Below are 16066 nucleotides of genomic sequence, written 5' to 3'. Positions count from 1 at the left end.
CAATATCGTGGGGACTCGCCCACCCCCGGGTGACCCGGCAGGCGCATACGAGCCAGGCGCCGCATACGTCGCGCCCCGATCCGCCGCGCAGGTGCGGGTCCATCCCGGGAGCAGGCCATTAGGCTGCGGCCTTGCCGCGCGGACGACGACGTCCCGTCGGGTTCGCCGGCGCCGAGCCGCCGTCGACGGAAGCGAGTTGAACCTTGAACTTCCTTACCATCGGTCACCGCGGGGTCATGGGTGTCGAGCCCGAGAACACCCTCCGTTCCTTCGTCGCCGCGCAGGAGGCCGGCCTCGACCTGATCGAACTCGATCTCCATCTGAGCAAGGACGGCGCCCTGGTCGTCATGCACGACGCAGAGGTGGACCGCACGACCGACGGCACCGGCCCGATCGCCGAGAAGACCCTCGCGGAGCTGCGCGCCCTGGACGCGGGCCGCGGGGAGCGGGTGCCGGTCTTCGAGGAGGTCCTGGACGCGGTGAAGACGCCCCTGCAGGCGGAGATCAAGGATGTGGCGGCGGCCAGGGCGCTCGCCGAGGTCATGCACCGGCGGGACCTGGTCTCCCGGGTGGAGGTGTCCTCGTTCCACGACGAGGCGATCGCCGAGATCGCCCGGCTGGTGCCGGGCGTGCGCACGGCGCTGATCGCGAGCCGCTACGGCACCGACGTGGTGGAGCGCGCCACCGCGGTGGGTGCCAGGGCGGTCTGTCTCAACATCCGCCGGCTGACCCTGGAGGTCACCGAACACGCGCGTGCGGCCGAGCTGAGCATCATCGGCTGGGTGGTCAACACACAGGACCACCTGCGGCTCGCCCGCGCGCTCCAGCTGGACGGCGCGACGACCGACTACCCGGAGATCAAGCGCACGGGCCGCTTCACCGCCTGACCCGGCGCCCGGTCTCCCGGACGCACGTCACACCAGCGGCTTGACCAGCAGCTCGAACTGCAGGTCGTCGCGCTGCGGGATGCCGAAGCGCTCGTCGCCGTACGGGAAGGGCGTCATCTCTCCCGTACGGCGGTAGCCGCGCCGCTCGTACCAGGCGATCAGGTCGTCACGGACCGAGATCACGGTCATGTGCATCTCGGTGACGCCCCAGGTCTCCTGGGCCAGCCGCTCCGCCTGGGCGATGACGACCTTGCCGAGGCCCGCGCCCTGCAGCGTGGGGCTGACCGCGAACATGCCGAAGTAGGCGTGCCGGCCGCGGTGTTCGAGCTGGCAGCAGGCGACGATCCGGCCGTCCTGCTCGACGGTCAGCAGCCGGCTGTCCGGCGACTTGATGACCTGGAGCACGCCCTCCGGGTCGGTCCGCTGTCCCTCCAGGATGTCCGCCTCGGTGGTCCACCCGGCGCGGCTGGCGTCACCCCGGTACGCCGACTCGATCAGCCCGACCAGCGCGTCGACATCGGCGTCGGTGGCGTCGCGGAACGTCGGTCCGGTGGCGGTGGTGTCCATGGGGCGGTCTCCGATCTCGGGCGCGGCTGAGCCAGGGATGAGGGTAACCCTGCCACTAGAGTCCGGATGCATGGTGCACGTACTGAGCAGCCGGACCCTGCTCCGCCCCACCGACCCCGAACGCTCCCGCGCCTTCTACGGCGAGCAGTTGGGCCTGGCCGTCTACCGCGAGTTCGGCACGGGCCCGGAGCGCGGGACCGTCTACTTCCTCGGCGGCGGCTTCCTGGAGGTCTCCGGCCGCGCGCAGACCCCGCCGTCGCCGGCGGTCCAGCTGTGGCTGCAGGTCGAGGACGTGACCGCCGCGCACGAGGAGCTGCTGAGCAAGGGCGTCGAGATCGTACGGCCGCCGGTGCAGGAACCGTGGGGCCTGGTCGAGATGTGGATCACCGACCCGGACGGCACGCGGATCGTGCTGGTGGAGGTGCCGGCGGAGCATCCGCTGCGGTACCGGCCGGGGATCTAGACCGACCTGGTGCCCGCCGTGAGCACTAGACCGCCCTGCTGCCCGCCGTGAGCAGGTGGCCGCTGATGCCGAGCAGGGACGGCTGCGACTCGGTCTGCCGGAGTGCTCGCAGGACCAGATCCCGGCGGGCCGGGTCGTCGAGCCAGTCGGAGACGTCGCCCATCAGCCAGGCGGCGCCTTCCAGGCCGTACTGCCCGTGCGGTGTCAGGCCGGCGTCCGAGAACTCGGCCGGGACGTCGGCGGGCTCGTGGAAGTAGGCCGTCGTGAACAGGGACTTCGACCCGCGTGTCGGTCGCATCACGCCGTCGCCTCCCGCCGCCTCGATCTGCGGCCGCCGCTCGGCGTCGAAGTACCGCCCCGTGCTCAGGTTGTCGTGCAGGGCCGCGTACCGGTTGATCGTGGCGGCCACCACGAGTCCTCCGGGCCGCACCACCCGGCGGGCCTCGGCGAGTGCCCGTACCCGGTCCTCCCGATCGAGCAGGTGGTAGAGGGGTCCGAGGAGCAGGGCCACGTCCACGGACGCGTCCGGCGCCGCCAGGGCCCGGGCGTCGCCGACGCGCGCGGTCACGCCGGGCAGACGGGCCGCGCGTTCGACGTGCAGGGGCACCGGGTCCACGAGTTCCACCGCGTGGCCGTCGGCGGCGAGCCACTGCGCGTGGACGCCGCTGCCGCCTCCCACGTCCAGGATCCGCGCCGGAGCGGGCGGCAGGAGGCGGCGCAGGACGTCCTGGGTGCGCCAGAACTCCAGGCGTCCGACGCCCGAGCGCAGCCGGCCGTCCTCCCCGTCCCGCTCGTAGTACTCCGCGATCTCCTCGGCGAGTGCGGGAGCCCCGGCTTCCGCTCCGTGATCCATCTCCATCCCGGCAGCCTCGCCTCTCGTACCGGGATCGGACAAGCGATTTCGAGGGGGAGCGTGGTCTCCGGATGGCCGGTGCCCGCGGCCGGGGCTAGCGTGCGAGAGGGGGCCTCCTCGGTCTCCTCTCACACAGCGGGCCCGAGCGACCGGAAGGAGCTGTCATGAAGTTCGACAAGCCGGTGATCGGCGGCCCCTGCTGGACCGAGTTGGGGACGAGCGACCTGGAGGGGGCCAAGGGGTTCTACACGGAACTGTTCGGCTGGCGGCCGGAGACGGATCCGCGGCAGGAGGCGGGCGGGTACACGGTGGCGCACCTGGGAGACGCGGCGGTCGCCGCACTCACCCCGCTGTACCAGGAGTCCCAACCGGTCGCCTGGAACGTGTCGTTCGCGGTGACGGACGCGGACGACGCGGCACGGCGCGTGGAGGAGGCCGGCGGGACGGTGATCCTCGGCCCGATGGACGTCTTCGACGTCGGCCGGTTCGCGGTGGCCCTCGACCCGACCGGTGCGGCGTTCCAGCTGTGGCAGGCGCGGACCTTCCCGGGCGCCGGTCTGTTCAACTCGCCCGGCACGCTCGGCTGGGTGGAACTGGCGACCCGGGACACCGACCGGGCCCGGGACTTCTACACCACGGTGTTCGGCTGGAGCGTCAACGCCTCGCAGTGGTACACGCAGTGGGGCATCGGCGGGGAGGACTTCGGCGGGATGGCCGACATGGGCGACCGGTTCCCGCCCGAGGTGCCGCCGCACTGGCTGCCGTACTTCGCGGTGGACGACGTGGACGCGACGGCCGAGGTCGCCCAGCAGGCGGGCGGTGCCGTCGTCATGCCACCCACGTCCGTCCCGGACGGCCCCCGCATCGCGGTACTGCGGGACCCGCAGGGAGCGGCGTTCGGCGTGCACAAGGCCGGCGAGGAGGGCTGAGCGGCCGGCTGTGCGCTCGGCCCGGTCGAGACGCCGAGTCACTCCTCGTCGACGTGCCGGAGCACCGCGTCGTCGGGGATCCAGGGGAACCGGATGCCCGGGAACCTCGCCGGCCAGGGGCCGTACGGGTCGAAGGCGAACACCGCGTAGGCGGTTCCCTGGGTGCCGGGGACGCGGATCTCACCGGTTCCGGCGCTTGGGCGCAGGTGCCCGGGCCGGGGCACGTACCAGGGGTGGGAGTCCGGCAGGGGTGTGGCGCAGAGGTCGCATGCGTGCAGGCCCAGCATGGCGTTGGCTTCCTGGGCGCCGAGGACGGCCAGGAGCCTGTCCGTGAAGTCCTGGGGCGCCGGGCCGCTGGACCAGGAGCGGCCCGCTCCCAGCCATCCGACGTTGAGTCGGGCGTAGGCCGGCTGAAGGCTGACGAAGCACATGCCGTCGGTGACATCGCTGAACCGGTCGCCCTCGTCCCAGTAGGCGTAGGGGCTCAGGTCCTCGTAGAACATGGGTCAGAACCTGTCTTTCATGCCCGCAGCGCACCCATCCGCCCCTCCAGCCCGCTGAGCAGGTCCGCGAGCAGGGCGGCCAGTTCGCCCTGGCCCTCGGGGGCGAGGACGGACAACACGGCGGTCTCGTAGGAGAGTTGGTCGGGGAGGATGCCGTCCACCAGGTCGCGGCCGGCGTCGGTGAGGCGGAGGTGGGCGACCCGGCGGTCACGGGTGTCGCCGCGTCGCTCGACCAGGCCGCGTTCGGTGAGGTGCTTCAGCCGCTTGGTGACGGCGGCCCCGGAGGAGAAGGTCTCCCGGGCCAGGTCCCCCGGGGTCAGCTCGTGGCCGGTGCGGCGCAGCGCGCCGAGCAGGTCGAACTCCGGTCGGCTGAGCCCGGCCCGGCGCAGCGGGGCGTCCTCGGCCTGCTGGAGGAGGGCGGCACAGCGGTTGATCCGGCCGATGACCTCCATGGGGCCGGTGTCCAGCCCGGGGTGCACGGCGCGCCACTGCTGGACGACAGCGGCGACGGTGTCACCCCCTGCTGAGCCGGTCTCGGGAGCACTGGGGTCAGGCCGGGCCTCGCTGTCGCTTCCCGGCCGCCGGTCCTCCGGGGCCTCTCCGGCACTTGGTCGCGCCTCAGCGCTACTGCCCTCGGCCCCCTGCGGCCCGTCCGCCTCGTCGGCCCCGGCGTTCGACTGCCCCTCGACAGCACCGCCCCGAGCCCCGTGCCGCTCACCCGCGTCGTCGGACCCAGCCGTCGACCGCCCCTCGACGGAGCCACCCCCGGTCCCGTGCCTCACACCCGCCTCGTCGCCCCCAGCCGTCGACCGCCCCTCGACCACACCGCCCCCAGCCACATGCCACTCCCCCGCCTTGTCGCCCCCGGCCGTCGACCGCCCCTCGACCGAGCCACCCCCGGCCCCGTGCCGCACACCCGCCTCGCCGCCCCCAGCCGTCGACCGCCCCTCGACCACACCGCCCCCAGCCACATGCCACTCCCCCGCCTTGTCGCCCCCGGCCGTCGACCGCCCCTCGACCGAGCCACCCCGCCCCTCCGGCCGCCCGCCAGCCCGGCCACCCTCGGAGGTCGATCGCCGCTCAGCCGTAGGCTGTCCGCTCGTCGCAGCACCCCCGGCCCCCGCTTGCCCGCCGCGCACAGCATCCTCGGCCCCCGTCTGCCGACCGCCCGCAGCGTCCCCGCCGCCCGCCTGCCCCACGCCCGCTGCGTCCCCGGCCGGTGGTCGTCCGTTCGTCGGCGTCATTGCCGTGCGTCCTCCGTTGTCCTGCCCGTGTCGTGGTTCAGGGGTGCGCGCCCCTGGTGTCGTGCCGTCGCGGCGAGCGTACGGTGTCCGGACTGTTCGGCGAGCACGACCCGCTCCGTGGGCAGGGCGCGCTGCCACCACTCGCCGGAGGCGGCGTCGGCCGTGGCGCGCAGGTCGACCAGTGCGGCGGCGAGGGTGCGGCGGGTGGTCTCCAGGGCTCGGGGTTCGGGGTGCGGCTCGGCGAGCAGGCGGGCGGTGTGTTCGCGGGCGTGTTCGACCGTGGTCAGCGCGTGCTCGATGCGGTCGCCGGCGCGCCGGTTGGTGACGGCCACGGCCGCGACAAAGCCGACCAGTGCGCCCACGAGGGTGTCCGCGATGCGCTCGGTGATGAGCCGGCCGGGGTCCTGGCTGCGGGCGAACTCGGTGATGAGCAGGGCCATCGGCGTGACGCACACACTGCCGAGCCAGTAGTTGCGGCTCATCAGCGCCTCGGCGCCGAAGTTGAAGGCGAGGCAGAGCAGCACCAGGGCCGCCGGGTGGAGATGGGCGAGCGGGGTGACCGCGGCGAAGACGAGGACGCCGACGAGGTTTCCGACGACGCGCTGGATGCTCCGGCTCCAGGTGAGGGTGACGTTGGCCTGGTAGAGGGAGGCGGCGGTGACCAGCGCCCAGTAGGGCCGGCCGACACCGAGGGCGAGGGAGGCGTATCCGGCGAGGGCGCAGCCGATCGCGGTGCGGGCGGCGAGGGGCGCGAGCGGGGCGAGCCGGTGCCGCAACGGGCGGCGCGGGAAGGCGAGTTCGGCGTCCAAGCCGAGCAGTTCGCCGGTCGGGTCGTGGGGGGTCTCGATCCCGGAGACCGGGCCGGTTCCGCGCAGTTCCCGGGCCCAGGCGCGCAGCCGTTCGGGGTCGGTGTCGGCGGGGGCGGCCAGGGCGACCTCGGCGCGGATCAGGAGCCGTTCGAGGGTGCGCCGGGTGCGGTCGGGGCGGGTGCCCGCGGCCGGCAGGGACTGCCAGGCCGCGTGGATGGCGGCGGCACTCGCGGCGCGGGCCCGGGCGTGGCCCTCGGCCGTACCGTGCGTGGCTGCGTACCCGGCGGCCGCGTTCAGGGCCTGGGCGGTGGCGCGGCGCTCGGGGCCGTGCGGGCGCAGCAGCCCGGGTGCCATGCCGACCAGCCAGGCCCAGGCGCCGGCCGCGAGGGCCAGCCCGACATGGCCGGGGACCTGGCCGAGGCTCTGCGGTGCGAACAGGGAGGCGGAGCTGATGAAGGTGAGGACCACATTGCCGGGCGGACCGATGCGGGTGGCGTCGCACACCGCCTTCTGTACGGCCGCCAGGAGGGCGCCGACGGTGACCAGCACGACGGCGTCGGTGGTGAGCGAAGCCGCGAGCAGGGCGACGGCGAGGCCGCCGACCATGCCGAGCACCACCCAGGCCAGGGCCCGGGCCCGGGCGGCGTAGGGCCGGTTGTGGCCGTAGAGCGCGCACAGGGATCCCGCCATCGTGTACATGGCGAGGTCGAGACGGCCGAGCGCCAGCAGGGTCAGGTTGGGTGGGGCGACCGCGGCGACCGCGCTCAGCGCGGGCTTGAACCAGATGTCGGAGGGCCGCCCGAGGCGGAGCACGCCGGCGAGGGGAAGACGATGACGGGTCGCACTGCTCATATCATCAATTTAGCATGTGTTTTACTCGTAAAAGATTTGGATCAGGTGTCGATGGCCTCCTGCCTCACCTGCTGTGCTCCGGCGAATGCTCCCCGTGTACACCCTTGCGCTCGTATGCGCCCCGCGTGTCGTGGGCATCGCATCCCTCGACCGACCGTCGAGCGTGGAGGTGTGCGCGTGCACGGACCGGTGTCGGCCGCCTGGCTGCTGGTCGCGCTGTGCGCGGCGACCGGCGCCTACTGCCTGCTGCGGATGCGCAGCGCCGTCGAGGAGCAGCGCCGCGCCGCGGGCGGCGAGGCGCTCATGGGGTTCGGCATGGCCGCGATGGCCGTGCCCGCCGCGGTGTTCACCCCTCCGGGCTGGGCCTGGCCGCTGTACGCGGCCGTGTTCGGCGCGGCGGCGCTGCGCGCCCTGTGGGCCGCGCGCGGCGGCCCGCACCATCTGCACCATGTGGTGGGGACGGCGGCGATGGTCTACGTGTCCCTCGTCATGGCGGCCTCCCCCACCTCACCCGCCGCCCACCACCACCCCCACATCGGCGCCGGAGTGCCGCTGGTGACGGGCGCGCTCCTGCTCTACTTCACCGGTTATGTGCTGCTGTCCGGCGCCCGGCTGGTGCCCGCCGCCGCGACGGCGGGCACGACGGGGGCGGTGCGCTGGGGCGACCGTCCGGAACTGGCAAGGGCGTGCAGGCTGTCGATGGGGATCGGGATGGTCGCGATGCTGCTGACGATGTGAACCCCCGGGCCTCCGGGGGAGGCCGGCGGAACGGAAGGGTCCGGGCAGTGGCCCCCGGCCCGTCCCGTCGACGAAGATCGCCGCATGCCCCACCAGCCCGCAGACCCTTCGCCCCGCCCGTCGGCCCACCGCACCGCGGCCGTCGTGGCCGTCGCGCTCGCCGGCTGTGGCGGGCTGCTGCTGGTGCTCGTCGCCATCCGGTGGCATCCGCTGCTCGGCCTGGACGGCGACGTCTCGCGCACCACGCACCGCTGGGCGGTCCGCGAGCACGGTCTCACGCATGCCTTCCGCATCCTGACGGACTGGGTCTGGGACCCGCTGACCATGCGTCTGGTGTGCGCGGCCGCGGCCGGCTGGCTGGTGTGGCGCCGCGCGGCCTGGTGGACGGCGCTGTGGCTGGCCGTCACGGTCGCCCTGGGCACCATCGTGCAGCAGTCGGTGAAGGCCGCCGTCGACCGGCCCCGCCCGATCTGGCCGGATCCCGTCGACAGCGCGCACTACGCGGCGTTCCCCTCCGGGCACGCCATGACGGCCACCGTGGTCTGCGGACTCCTGCTGTGGCTGCTGCACCGCTTCCGCGCGGGCCGCGCCCTGTGGCGTACGGCCGTGTCCGTGGCCGTCGCCTCGGTGGCCGGCGTGGGCCTGACCCGGGTGTGGCTGGGCGTCCACTGGCCTTCGGACGTCGTGGGCGGCTGGCTGTTCGGGGCGCTTGTGGTGGCGGTGGCCGTGACGGTGTACGAGTGGCCGCGGGGCGGCCGGGCGCGGTCACCGCGCGGGTAGAGTCCGGCGCATGGCTGCCGTGCTCTTCGATTTCTCGGGAACCCTGTTCCGCATCGAGTCCACCGAATCCTGGCTTCGGGCCGGGCTGAAGGAGACCGGCCTGACACTGGCCGAGCCCGAACTCGCCGACACCGCGAAGGCCTTGGAGGCGGCCGGTGCGCTGCCGGGCGGGGCGGACCCCGTCGAGGTGCCGGCGGACCTCGCCGGTGTGTGGGCGGTGCGGGACGAGAGCGCCCAACTGCACCGGGCCGCCTACACCGGACTGTCGCGCCGTGTGCCGCTGCCCGGCCCAGGCCTGCACGACGCGCTGTACGAGCGGCACAAGTCCCCCGCCGCCTGGTCGCCGTACCCGGACACCGCCGAGGTGCTGCGCACGCTGCGCGAGCGCGGGGTCGGCGTCGGCGTGGTCAGCAACATCGGCTGGGACCTGCGCCCGGTCTTCCGTGAGCACGGTCTCGACGCCTGCGTGGACGCGTATGTGCTGTCGTACGAACACGGCGTGCAGAAGCCGGACCCGCGGCTCTTCGAGGCCGCCTGCGCGGCACTGGACGTCGATCCGCGGCAGGTGCTGATGGTCGGTGACAGCAGGGTGGCGGACGGCGGTGCCGCCGCGCTGGGCTGCCGGGTGCACTTCGTGGACCATCTGCCGGTGGCACAGCGGCCCGACGCACTGCTGCCGGTGCTGGACCTGGTGGCCTGAGGGTACGAACGCCGGACTCGACGCGCCGCCCGTCTGAGACGATCCCCCGTGTCGCCCCAGACGGACGGCAGCCCGGAACAGGCTCCCGCGCACAGCGGTACCACTGCGCTGAGTATAGTTGGCTGGCAGCCAGTCAACGCAGGAGTTACAGGATGTCCCCGCGCAGCGCCTCGGTCAATGAAGAGTTGCGCCGTCGTTCCAGGGAGCGGCTGCTACAGGCAGCGGTGGAGCTGGTCGACGAGCACGGGTTCGAGGCCACCACGCTGGCCGACATCGCGGACCGGGCGGGTTCGGCGCGTGGTCTGGTCTCGTACTACTTCCCCGGCAAGCGCCAGTTGGTGCAGTCCGCAGTCCACCGGCTGATGCACCGCACGCTGGAGGAGGCGCTGGAGCGGGAGCCGCACACCGAGGACGGCCGGGAGCGGCTGGCCCGGGCCATCGACGCGATTCTGGGCCTCACCCGCGACCGGCCGGTGCTCATGCGGCAGCACATGGCGGGGCTGCTCCAGGCCGAGGGTTTCGTGCCGTGCCCGGAGCAGCGGCGCCTGGCGGAGCTGTTGAGCGACACCGTCGCCCGGTACGGCTCCCAGGACGTGACGGCCGACTATCCCCTGCTGCGGGCCCTGCTGATGGGCGCGGTGTACGCGGCGCTGGTGCCGGGTGCACCGATGCCCGTGCCGGCGTTGCGGGCCGAGCTGTTCCAGCGGTACGGGCTCGACTGGGAGCAGGGCATGCCGCCGGGCAGCGACATGGACACCGGGTCGGATCAGGGGCAGGACCTGTCGCGGTTCTTCGCGACCGAGGAGCGGTCCGAGTAACGGACCCTCGGTCCACGCGTCGCTCGACTCTCCTTTCCGCGTGCACACACGCAAGGTAACCACATGATCACAATTCGTTGAGGTCACCCTGCCGGCCTCTGCCGTTGCGGGCCCGGCGGTGCCATGCTGGAGCCGTCCGCACACCCTCCTCCTTCGGGCAAGGAGTACCGCCGTGCTGCGTGTCGCCGTCGTCGGATCCGGGCCGAGCGGGTGTTACACCGCCCAGACCCTGGTCCAGCTGGATCCCGAGGTGCGGGTGGACGTGCTGGACCGGCTGCCGTGCCCCTACGGGCTGGTGCGCTACGGCGTCGCCCCGGACCACGAGAAGATCAAGTCCCTGCAGGGCAACCTGCGCACGGTGCTGGAGCACGACCGGGTGCGGTTCCTCGGCGGGGTCCGGGTGGGCGGATCCGGCGGGCTGTCCGTGGCACGGCTGCGGAGCCTGTACCACGCGGTCGTGTACTGCGTGGGCGCCGCCACCGACCGCCACCTCGGGATTCCCGGCGAGGAGTTGCCGGGCAGCTGGTCGGCGACCGAGTTCGTGTCCTGGTACAGCGCGCATCCGGACGCGGCCGACGCCGGGTTCGTGCGCGGGGTCCGGTCCGCGGTGGTCATCGGCGTGGGCAACGTGGCCGTGGACGTCACGCGGATGCTGGTGCGGGGCGCCGGTGAGCTGCGCCCGACGGACATGCCGCAGGCGGCCCTGGACACGCTGGCGGCGAGCGGGGTGGGCGAGGTCCACATGGTCGGCCGGCGCGGCCCCTCACAGGCCCGTTTCACCACCAAGGAGCTGCGCGAGCTGGGCGGCCTGCCGGACACCGAAGTCAGCCTCGATCCGGACGAGTTGGCGCTCGACCCGGCGTATGCGGACCCCTCCGCGCTGCCCGCCGTGCAGCGCCGCAACGTGGAGGCGCTGCGCGGCTGGGCGGCGGCCCCGCCCCGGCAGACGGCCCGGCGGATACGGCTGCGGTTCTTCCTGCGGCCCGTGGAACTGCTCGCGGACGACGGCGGCCGGGTGGGCGCCGTGCGCTTCGAGCGGACGGCACCGGACGGGCGCGGCGGCGTCACGGGCACGGGCCGGTACGAGGACGTCGCGGCCCAGTTGGTGCTGCGCTCGGTCGGCTATCGCGGGGTGCCGCTGGAGGGGCTGCCGTTCGATGCGGCGACCGGCACCGTGCCGCACGCGGAGGGCCGCGTCCTGCGCGACGGCGTCGCCTCCCCGGGCGAGTACGTCGCCGGCTGGATCAAGCGCGGCCCGACCGGTGTCATCGGCACCAACCGGCCGTGCGCCAAGGAGACGGCGACCTCCCTGCTCGCGGACGCGGCCGCGCTCGTGCGCCGGGAGGTGCCGGAGAACCCGCTGGAGGCGCTGCGCGCGGCGGGTGTCGAACCGGTGCCGTGGGCGGGGTGGCAGGCGATCGAGCGCGCCGAGGCCGCGCTGGGCGCACGGCTCGGCCGGAGCGTGGTCAAGCTGGCCGACTGGGACGCGCTGCTGGGGGCTGCGCGGTCGGCCTAGTCCCGGTCGGAGTCGGCGGCTCCCAGGTGGGCATGACACACACCGGCAACACCCTCGACATCAACAAACTGTTCAAGGACCTTACGGTCTCGTGCTGTTCGGATGTCACTCCCCACCCGCCGCTCTGGAGTCCCCATGGCCACGACCGCAGAAGTGCACCCCGTCGACGAGATACCACCGGTGGGCCGGCTGGCGGCCTTCGGGCTGCAGCATGTGCTCGCGATGTACGCGGGCGCCGTCGCGGTGCCGCTGATCGTGGGCGGTGCGATGAAGCTGTCGCCCGCCGACCTGGCGTATCTGATCACCGCCGATCTGCTGGTGTGCGGCATCGCCACGCTGATCCAGTGCGTCGGGTTCTGGCGGTTCGGGGTCCGGCTGCCGATCATGCAGGGCTGCACGTTCGCGGCCGTGTCGCCGATGGTGCTCATCGGGACGACGGGCGGCGGACTGCCCGCGATCTACGGCTCGGTCATCGTCGCGGGGCTCGCGATCGTGCTGCTCGCACCGGTCTTCGGTCGGCTGCTGCGCTTCTTCCCGCCGCTGGTCACCGGCACGGTGATCCTGATCATCGGGGTCTCGCTGCTGCCGGTCGCGGGCAACTGGGCCGCGGGCGGTGTCGGTGCGAAGGACTTCGGGGAGCCGAAGAACCTGGCGCTCGCGGCCTTCGTGCTGGCGGTCGTGCTCGGCGTGCAGCGGTTCGCGCCGGTCTTCCTCAGCCGGATCGCCGTACTGATCGGCATCGCGGTGGGTCTGGCGGTCGCCGTGCCGTTCGGGTTCACGGACTTCGGCGGGGTCGGGGACGCGGACTGGGTGGGGATCAGCACGCCGTTCCACTTCGGGGCTCCGACGTTCAAGGCGTCCGCGATCGTGTCCATGCTGGTGGTGGCCCTGGTGACGATGACGGAGACGACCGGTGACCTGATCGCGGTCGGCGAGATGACCGGCCGCCGGGTCGAGCCGCGCTCGCTGGCCGACGGGCTGCGCGCGGACGGCCTGTCGACCGTCCTCGGCGGGGTGTTCAACACCTTCCCGTACACGGCGTACGCCCAGAACGTGGGCCTGGTCGGGATGACCCGGGTGCGCAGCCGCTGGGTGGTCGCGGCGGCCGGCGGCCTCCTCGTCCTGCTCGGTCTGCTGCCCAAGCTGGGCGCGGTGGTCGCGGCGATCCCCGCGCCGGTGCTCGGCGGGGCGGGCCTGGTGATGTTCGGGACGGTCGCGGCGAGCGGGCTGCGGACGCTGGCCCGCGTCGACTTCAAGGGCAACAACAACCTGACGGTGGTGGCCGTTTCGGTGGCGGTCGGCATGCTGCCGGTGGGCGTGCCCACGGTGTACGCGAAGTTCCCGGACTGGTTCCAGACGGTGATGAACAGCGGGATCAGCGCGGGGTGTCTGACGGCCATCGCACTGAACCTGCTGTTCAACCATCTGCCGGGGAAGGCCGGTTCAGCCGCCGTCGCCGAGGCGGACGGCCTGTCCGTCGCCGGACAGTGACTCGGCGAAGCCGCCCGCCGCATCCAGCCCGAACCGTCCGTGAAGTGGCGGCGGGTCGCCGCCGGTGACGCGCAACAGGCCCTCCCAGGCCTCGGAGTCGCCGGCGTCGACGCCCGTGCGGTAGCACCGCTCCGCGCGCCGCCGGTCACCGGCCTCTTCGTGCAGGCGGCCCAGCGCGGTCCACGCGGCCGTGTCGCCCGCGCCGGTCGCCGCGCGGTAGGCCACCTCGGCGCCCGGCCCGTCGCCGCGGTCCTCCCTGACCTGCCCCAGAGCGGACCAGACTCCGGAGCCGCCCGCGGCGACGGCCGCCCCGGCGGCACGCAGGGAGCCCTCCCGGTCGCCCGCACGCTCCCGGATCCGGGCGAGCGTGGCCCAGGTGTCCGCGGAACCGTGCTCGGCGGCCTCCTCGGCGGCGCGTTCGGCTCCTTCGGTGTCGCCGGTCCGCTCCCGGATCCGGGCGAGCGCGGTCCACGCCTCGGTGTCCCCGGCCCGGGCGGCCCGGGCCGCCGCGAGGTCGGCCGACGCGCTCCGGCCCGCTTCCTCCCGTACCCGGGCCAGGGTCCACCAGGCCTCGGCGTGGCCGGACCGCGCGGCCCGTACGGCGGCCTCCTCGGCGCCCTCGATGTCCCCGCTCTCCTCCCTGAGCAGCGCCAGATGGGCGAGCGCGCCGGTCGACCCGGCCGCGGCGGCCAGCCGGCAGGCGTGCTCGGCCGCGGCGGTCTCGCCCCGCTGCCGGTGGTACCGCATCAGTGCGCTCCACCCCTCCGCGTTCCCGAGTTCGGCAGCCCGCGTGGCCGCGGCTTCCGCGCCTTTCCGGTCCCCGGCCCGCCACCGGAGGTGCACCAGGGAGGACCAGGCCGTGGGGACACCCGCGTCGGCGGCCTCCAGATAGGCGGTCTCGGCTTCGGCGTCGCGTCCCGTCCTGTCGTACCACCGCGCTCTGCCCATCCAGCCCCAGGGGTCCCCGGCCGCCACCGCACGGGTGTACGCCGCGAGCGCGCCGGCCTCGTCGCCCGTCCGCTCACGCCGCCGGGCCAGCGCCAGCCACGGCCGGGTATGCCCCTGCTCCGCCGCGGCCACGGCGGCTTCCTCGGCGCCCGCCCGGTCACCGACGTACTCGCGCAGCCGGGCGAGGAAGTCCCACGCCGAGGGCTCGCCCGCCAACGCTGCCCGTTCATGGGCCCGCAGTGCTCCGGCGCCGTCGTCATGGCCCTCGCGCACCCCGGCCAGCACGGCCCAGGCCCACCCGCTGTCCGCGGCCACCGACTCCGCCGCCGCCCGGTCGCCGGCCTCCTCCCACAGCAGCGCCAGCGCGGGCCGTGCGTCGGCTCCCCGGTCGAGGGCACGCCGGTAGAGCCGTAGCGCGTGTCCGTGGCGGCAGCGCGCACGCGCCTCCCCGCCCATGGCGTACAGGTCGTCCGGGGTACGGCAGTGGGCCTCGGCCGCCTCCCACAGTTCGGCGGGCGGGGCGAGGTGGGCGCGGGCGCGGCGCACGCTCTGGTCGAGGTAGTCGGCGGGGTGGTAGCCGTCGGCGGCGCCCACGCCGGGTGCGACCCGGTCGGGGACCAGGGCGGGCAGCCGTCCGCCGTCGGCGGAGCTGAGCGCGTGGACGGCGGCCGCGAACCACTCGCTGTCCCCGGTGACGCGGGCCGTGGACGGGAGATAGCCGACGACGGCCGCCGCGAGCAGTTCGGGCGACAGCGCGGCCGCGTGGCCGAGGCGCCGCGCGTCGACGGCCGCCGTGACGATCGCGTGCTCGATCTCGGAGAAGGCGTTGCCCGGTCCCATCTCGTACCGCCGTACCAGCTCCGGACCACCGGTCAACTGCTGGATGACCCGCGCCGGTTCACCGGCCGCCGCCAGCGCCGCCCGCAGCCGCGGGTCGTGCGCGGCCGCCTTCCTGGCCCGGCCCAGGCTGCCGCCGAGGTGGTCCGGGACGAGGATCTCGGCGTGGTGGGCGCGCAGCAGGGCACGGGCGTGGAAGTGGTCGTCGCCGCCCGGGGCCGCGATACGGCGCGCGTACTCGGGCCACATGCTGCCGAGGACGGCGAGTGGGGCCGTCCGGCCGAGGAGGCCGGCCAGGGACTCGGCCACGTCCTCGCCGGCGGGTCCGGTCAGGTAGCGCTGTGTCTCGTTCAGCCAGATCACCGATCCGGCGTCCACCGCGTCGCCCGCGATCCAGTCGAGGAGTTCGCGCGGACCGGACGGGAACAGGACGGGCCAGTCCGGCAGTTCGATGCGCACGGCCTCGAAGGCCGACCGGGTCTTGCCGGTCGACGACTGGCCGACGAGCACGGCCAGTACCGCCTCGCCGCCCCTGGCACACCGCAGGCGCTCGCGCACCGTCTCGTCGTGGGTCCGCTCGATGTACGGGGTGAGCCGGTCGAAGCCGGCGCCGTCCACGTCCACCGCGTGGTGCACGCCGAGCCGGGCGGCGCCCCACGCCTCGGCGGTGCGCGGGGGCGGCCCGGGGCGCTCCTTCGCCTCGATCCACAACTCCCGTATCCGTACGACCGTTTCGGCCGGGTCGCGGTCCATGAGGCGGGCCAGCACCGCGGCGACCGACTCGGCGTCGTGCAGGCCGGGGAGTTTCGCACCGGTGAGGAGCCGCCCCACGGTGTCCCGGCTCGGGGCGCCGGGCAGGGAGTCGTCGAGGGCGGCCGTGTCCGCGATCCGCTCCAGGCTGGGCGTGCCGGCGGACAGGTACAGGCGGTACAGATACCGCTTGAACTCCCGCAACGCTCCCGGCGGCAGCCGCGGCGGCGCCACCGGGCGGGGTTTGCGTCCTGCGCCGCCGCTCTCGTCGCTACTCATCGCCCCGTTCCCCGTCCGGGCGGTGTCCCGGGGGCCTCTCGTCGCCACCGGTCGTCGACCGCTCACAGGCAGCCATCCTCTGATCAACGACGGCGCCCCGTC

At 74.1% G+C, this 16066-nt stretch carries 14 protein-coding genes and 1 pseudogene; 9 read left to right on the top strand and 6 right to left on the bottom strand.

The window, feature by feature from the left end; all coding sequences use genetic code 11:
- Positions 1–203 precede the first annotated feature (203 nt).
- A complete protein-coding gene (locus CRP49_RS30050) occupies positions 204–887 on the top strand; it encodes a glycerophosphodiester phosphodiesterase family protein (RefSeq protein ID WP_097256168.1) in 684 nt (227 codons plus the stop codon).
- Between the two features lie 27 nt (positions 888–914).
- Here the strand turns inward: CRP49_RS30050 and CRP49_RS30045 are convergent, their stop codons facing one another.
- Complete coding sequence (locus CRP49_RS30045; protein WP_097256167.1) at positions 915–1454, bottom strand: GNAT family N-acetyltransferase; 540 nt, start codon at positions 1452–1454, stop codon at positions 915–917.
- A gap of 70 nt (positions 1455–1524) precedes the next feature.
- Between CRP49_RS30045 and CRP49_RS30040 the strand changes: the two genes are divergently transcribed.
- Positions 1525–1917, top strand: a complete 393-nt coding sequence (locus tag CRP49_RS30040; RefSeq protein ID WP_097256166.1) for a VOC family protein — start codon at positions 1525–1527, stop codon at positions 1915–1917.
- 25 nt (positions 1918–1942) lie between these two features.
- On the opposite strand, the gene CRP49_RS30035 is transcribed toward CRP49_RS30040, so the two are convergent.
- Entirely contained in the window at positions 1943–2770 is an 828-nt protein-coding gene (locus CRP49_RS30035; protein WP_179851927.1) for a class I SAM-dependent methyltransferase, read from the bottom strand.
- Between the two features lie 164 nt (positions 2771–2934).
- Between CRP49_RS30035 and CRP49_RS30030 the strand changes: the two genes are divergently transcribed.
- Positions 2935–3699 carry a VOC family protein gene (locus tag CRP49_RS30030; RefSeq protein ID WP_097256164.1) on the top strand — a complete coding sequence of 255 codons (765 nt, stop codon included), beginning with the start codon at positions 2935–2937 and terminating at the stop codon, positions 3697–3699.
- A 38-nt stretch (positions 3700–3737) separates the two neighbouring features.
- Here the strand turns inward: CRP49_RS30030 and CRP49_RS30025 are convergent, their stop codons facing one another.
- The 3 genes and pseudogenes from CRP49_RS30025 to CRP49_RS30015 form a co-directional block, all read right to left on the bottom strand.
- Positions 3738–4202 carry a hypothetical protein gene (locus CRP49_RS30025; protein WP_097256163.1) on the bottom strand — a complete coding sequence of 155 codons (465 nt, stop codon included), beginning with the start codon at positions 4200–4202 and terminating at the stop codon, positions 3738–3740.
- A gap of 17 nt (positions 4203–4219) precedes the next feature.
- Positions 4220–4723, bottom strand: a pseudogene (locus tag CRP49_RS30020) (MarR family winged helix-turn-helix transcriptional regulator); the annotation flags it as partial.
- A 719-nt stretch (positions 4724–5442) separates the two neighbouring features.
- Positions 5443–7107 (bottom strand): FUSC family protein, encoded by a 1665-nt coding sequence (locus CRP49_RS30015; protein WP_097256162.1) that lies wholly within the window; start codon positions 7105–7107, stop codon positions 5443–5445.
- Between the two features lie 177 nt (positions 7108–7284).
- Between CRP49_RS30015 and CRP49_RS30010 the strand changes: the two genes are divergently transcribed.
- The 6 genes from CRP49_RS30010 (at position 7285) to CRP49_RS29985 (ending at position 13150) form a co-directional block, all read left to right on the top strand.
- On the top strand, positions 7285–7845 hold the full coding sequence (locus CRP49_RS30010) for a DUF5134 domain-containing protein (protein WP_097256161.1): 561 nt from the start codon (positions 7285–7287) through the stop codon (positions 7843–7845).
- A gap of 84 nt (positions 7846–7929) precedes the next feature.
- Positions 7930–8625, top strand: coding sequence for a phosphatase PAP2 family protein (locus CRP49_RS30005; protein WP_179851794.1), 696 nt, complete (start codon positions 7930–7932; stop codon positions 8623–8625).
- Between the two features lie 10 nt (positions 8626–8635).
- Positions 8636–9325 (top strand): HAD family hydrolase, encoded by a 690-nt coding sequence (locus tag CRP49_RS30000; protein WP_097256160.1) that lies wholly within the window; start codon positions 8636–8638, stop codon positions 9323–9325.
- Positions 9326–9477: 152 nt separating this feature from the next.
- Positions 9478–10143, top strand: a complete 666-nt coding sequence (locus CRP49_RS29995) for a TetR/AcrR family transcriptional regulator (protein WP_097256159.1) — start codon at positions 9478–9480, stop codon at positions 10141–10143.
- Between the two features lie 172 nt (positions 10144–10315).
- Positions 10316–11659, top strand: a complete 1344-nt coding sequence (locus tag CRP49_RS29990; protein WP_097256158.1) for an FAD-dependent oxidoreductase — start codon at positions 10316–10318, stop codon at positions 11657–11659.
- A gap of 135 nt (positions 11660–11794) precedes the next feature.
- Entirely contained in the window at positions 11795–13150 is a 1356-nt protein-coding gene (locus tag CRP49_RS29985; RefSeq protein WP_097256157.1) for a nucleobase:cation symporter-2 family protein, read from the top strand.
- Here the strand turns inward: CRP49_RS29985 and CRP49_RS29980 are convergent.
- Positions 13103–15964: a hypothetical protein gene (locus CRP49_RS29980; RefSeq protein ID WP_143670034.1), complete on the bottom strand. Its 2862-nt coding sequence runs from the start codon at positions 15962–15964 to the stop codon at positions 13103–13105. The two genes, CRP49_RS29985 and CRP49_RS29980, sit on opposite strands and share 48 nt — an antisense overlap.
- Positions 15965–16066: the final 102 nt, after the last annotated feature.

It is taken from the genome of Streptomyces sp. Ag109_G2-15 (assembly GCF_900215565.1).
Taxonomy (GTDB): domain Bacteria; phylum Actinomycetota; class Actinomycetes; order Streptomycetales; family Streptomycetaceae; genus Streptomyces; species Streptomyces diastatochromogenes.
Note: the sequence above shows the minus strand (reverse complement) of the source record. Positions and strands in the feature narration are given on the sequence as shown.

Coding starts and splice junctions, on each gene's coding strand:
- CRP49_RS30045 (WP_097256167.1), bottom strand. CDS start 1,454: ATGGACACCACCGCCACCGGACCGACGTTCCGCGACGCCACCGACGCC.
- CRP49_RS30040 (WP_097256166.1), top strand. CDS start 1,525: ATGGTGCACGTACTGAGCAGCCGGACCCTGCTCCGCCCCACCGACCCC.
- CRP49_RS30035 (WP_179851927.1), bottom strand. CDS start 2,770: ATGGATCACGGAGCGGAAGCCGGGGCTCCCGCACTCGCCGAGGAGATC.
- CRP49_RS30030 (WP_097256164.1), top strand. CDS start 2,935: ATGAAGTTCGACAAGCCGGTGATCGGCGGCCCCTGCTGGACCGAGTTG.
- CRP49_RS30025 (WP_097256163.1), bottom strand. CDS start 4,202: ATGTTCTACGAGGACCTGAGCCCCTACGCCTACTGGGACGAGGGCGAC.
- CRP49_RS30015 (WP_097256162.1), bottom strand. CDS start 7,107: ATGAGCAGTGCGACCCGTCATCGTCTTCCCCTCGCCGGCGTGCTCCGC.
- CRP49_RS30005 (WP_179851794.1), top strand. CDS start 7,930: ATGCCCCACCAGCCCGCAGACCCTTCGCCCCGCCCGTCGGCCCACCGC.
- CRP49_RS30000 (WP_097256160.1), top strand. CDS start 8,636: ATGGCTGCCGTGCTCTTCGATTTCTCGGGAACCCTGTTCCGCATCGAG.
- CRP49_RS29995 (WP_097256159.1), top strand. CDS start 9,478: ATGTCCCCGCGCAGCGCCTCGGTCAATGAAGAGTTGCGCCGTCGTTCC.
- CRP49_RS29985 (WP_097256157.1), top strand. CDS start 11,795: ATGGCCACGACCGCAGAAGTGCACCCCGTCGACGAGATACCACCGGTG.
- CRP49_RS29980 (WP_143670034.1), bottom strand. CDS start 15,964: ATGAGTAGCGACGAGAGCGGCGGCGCAGGACGCAAACCCCGCCCGGTG.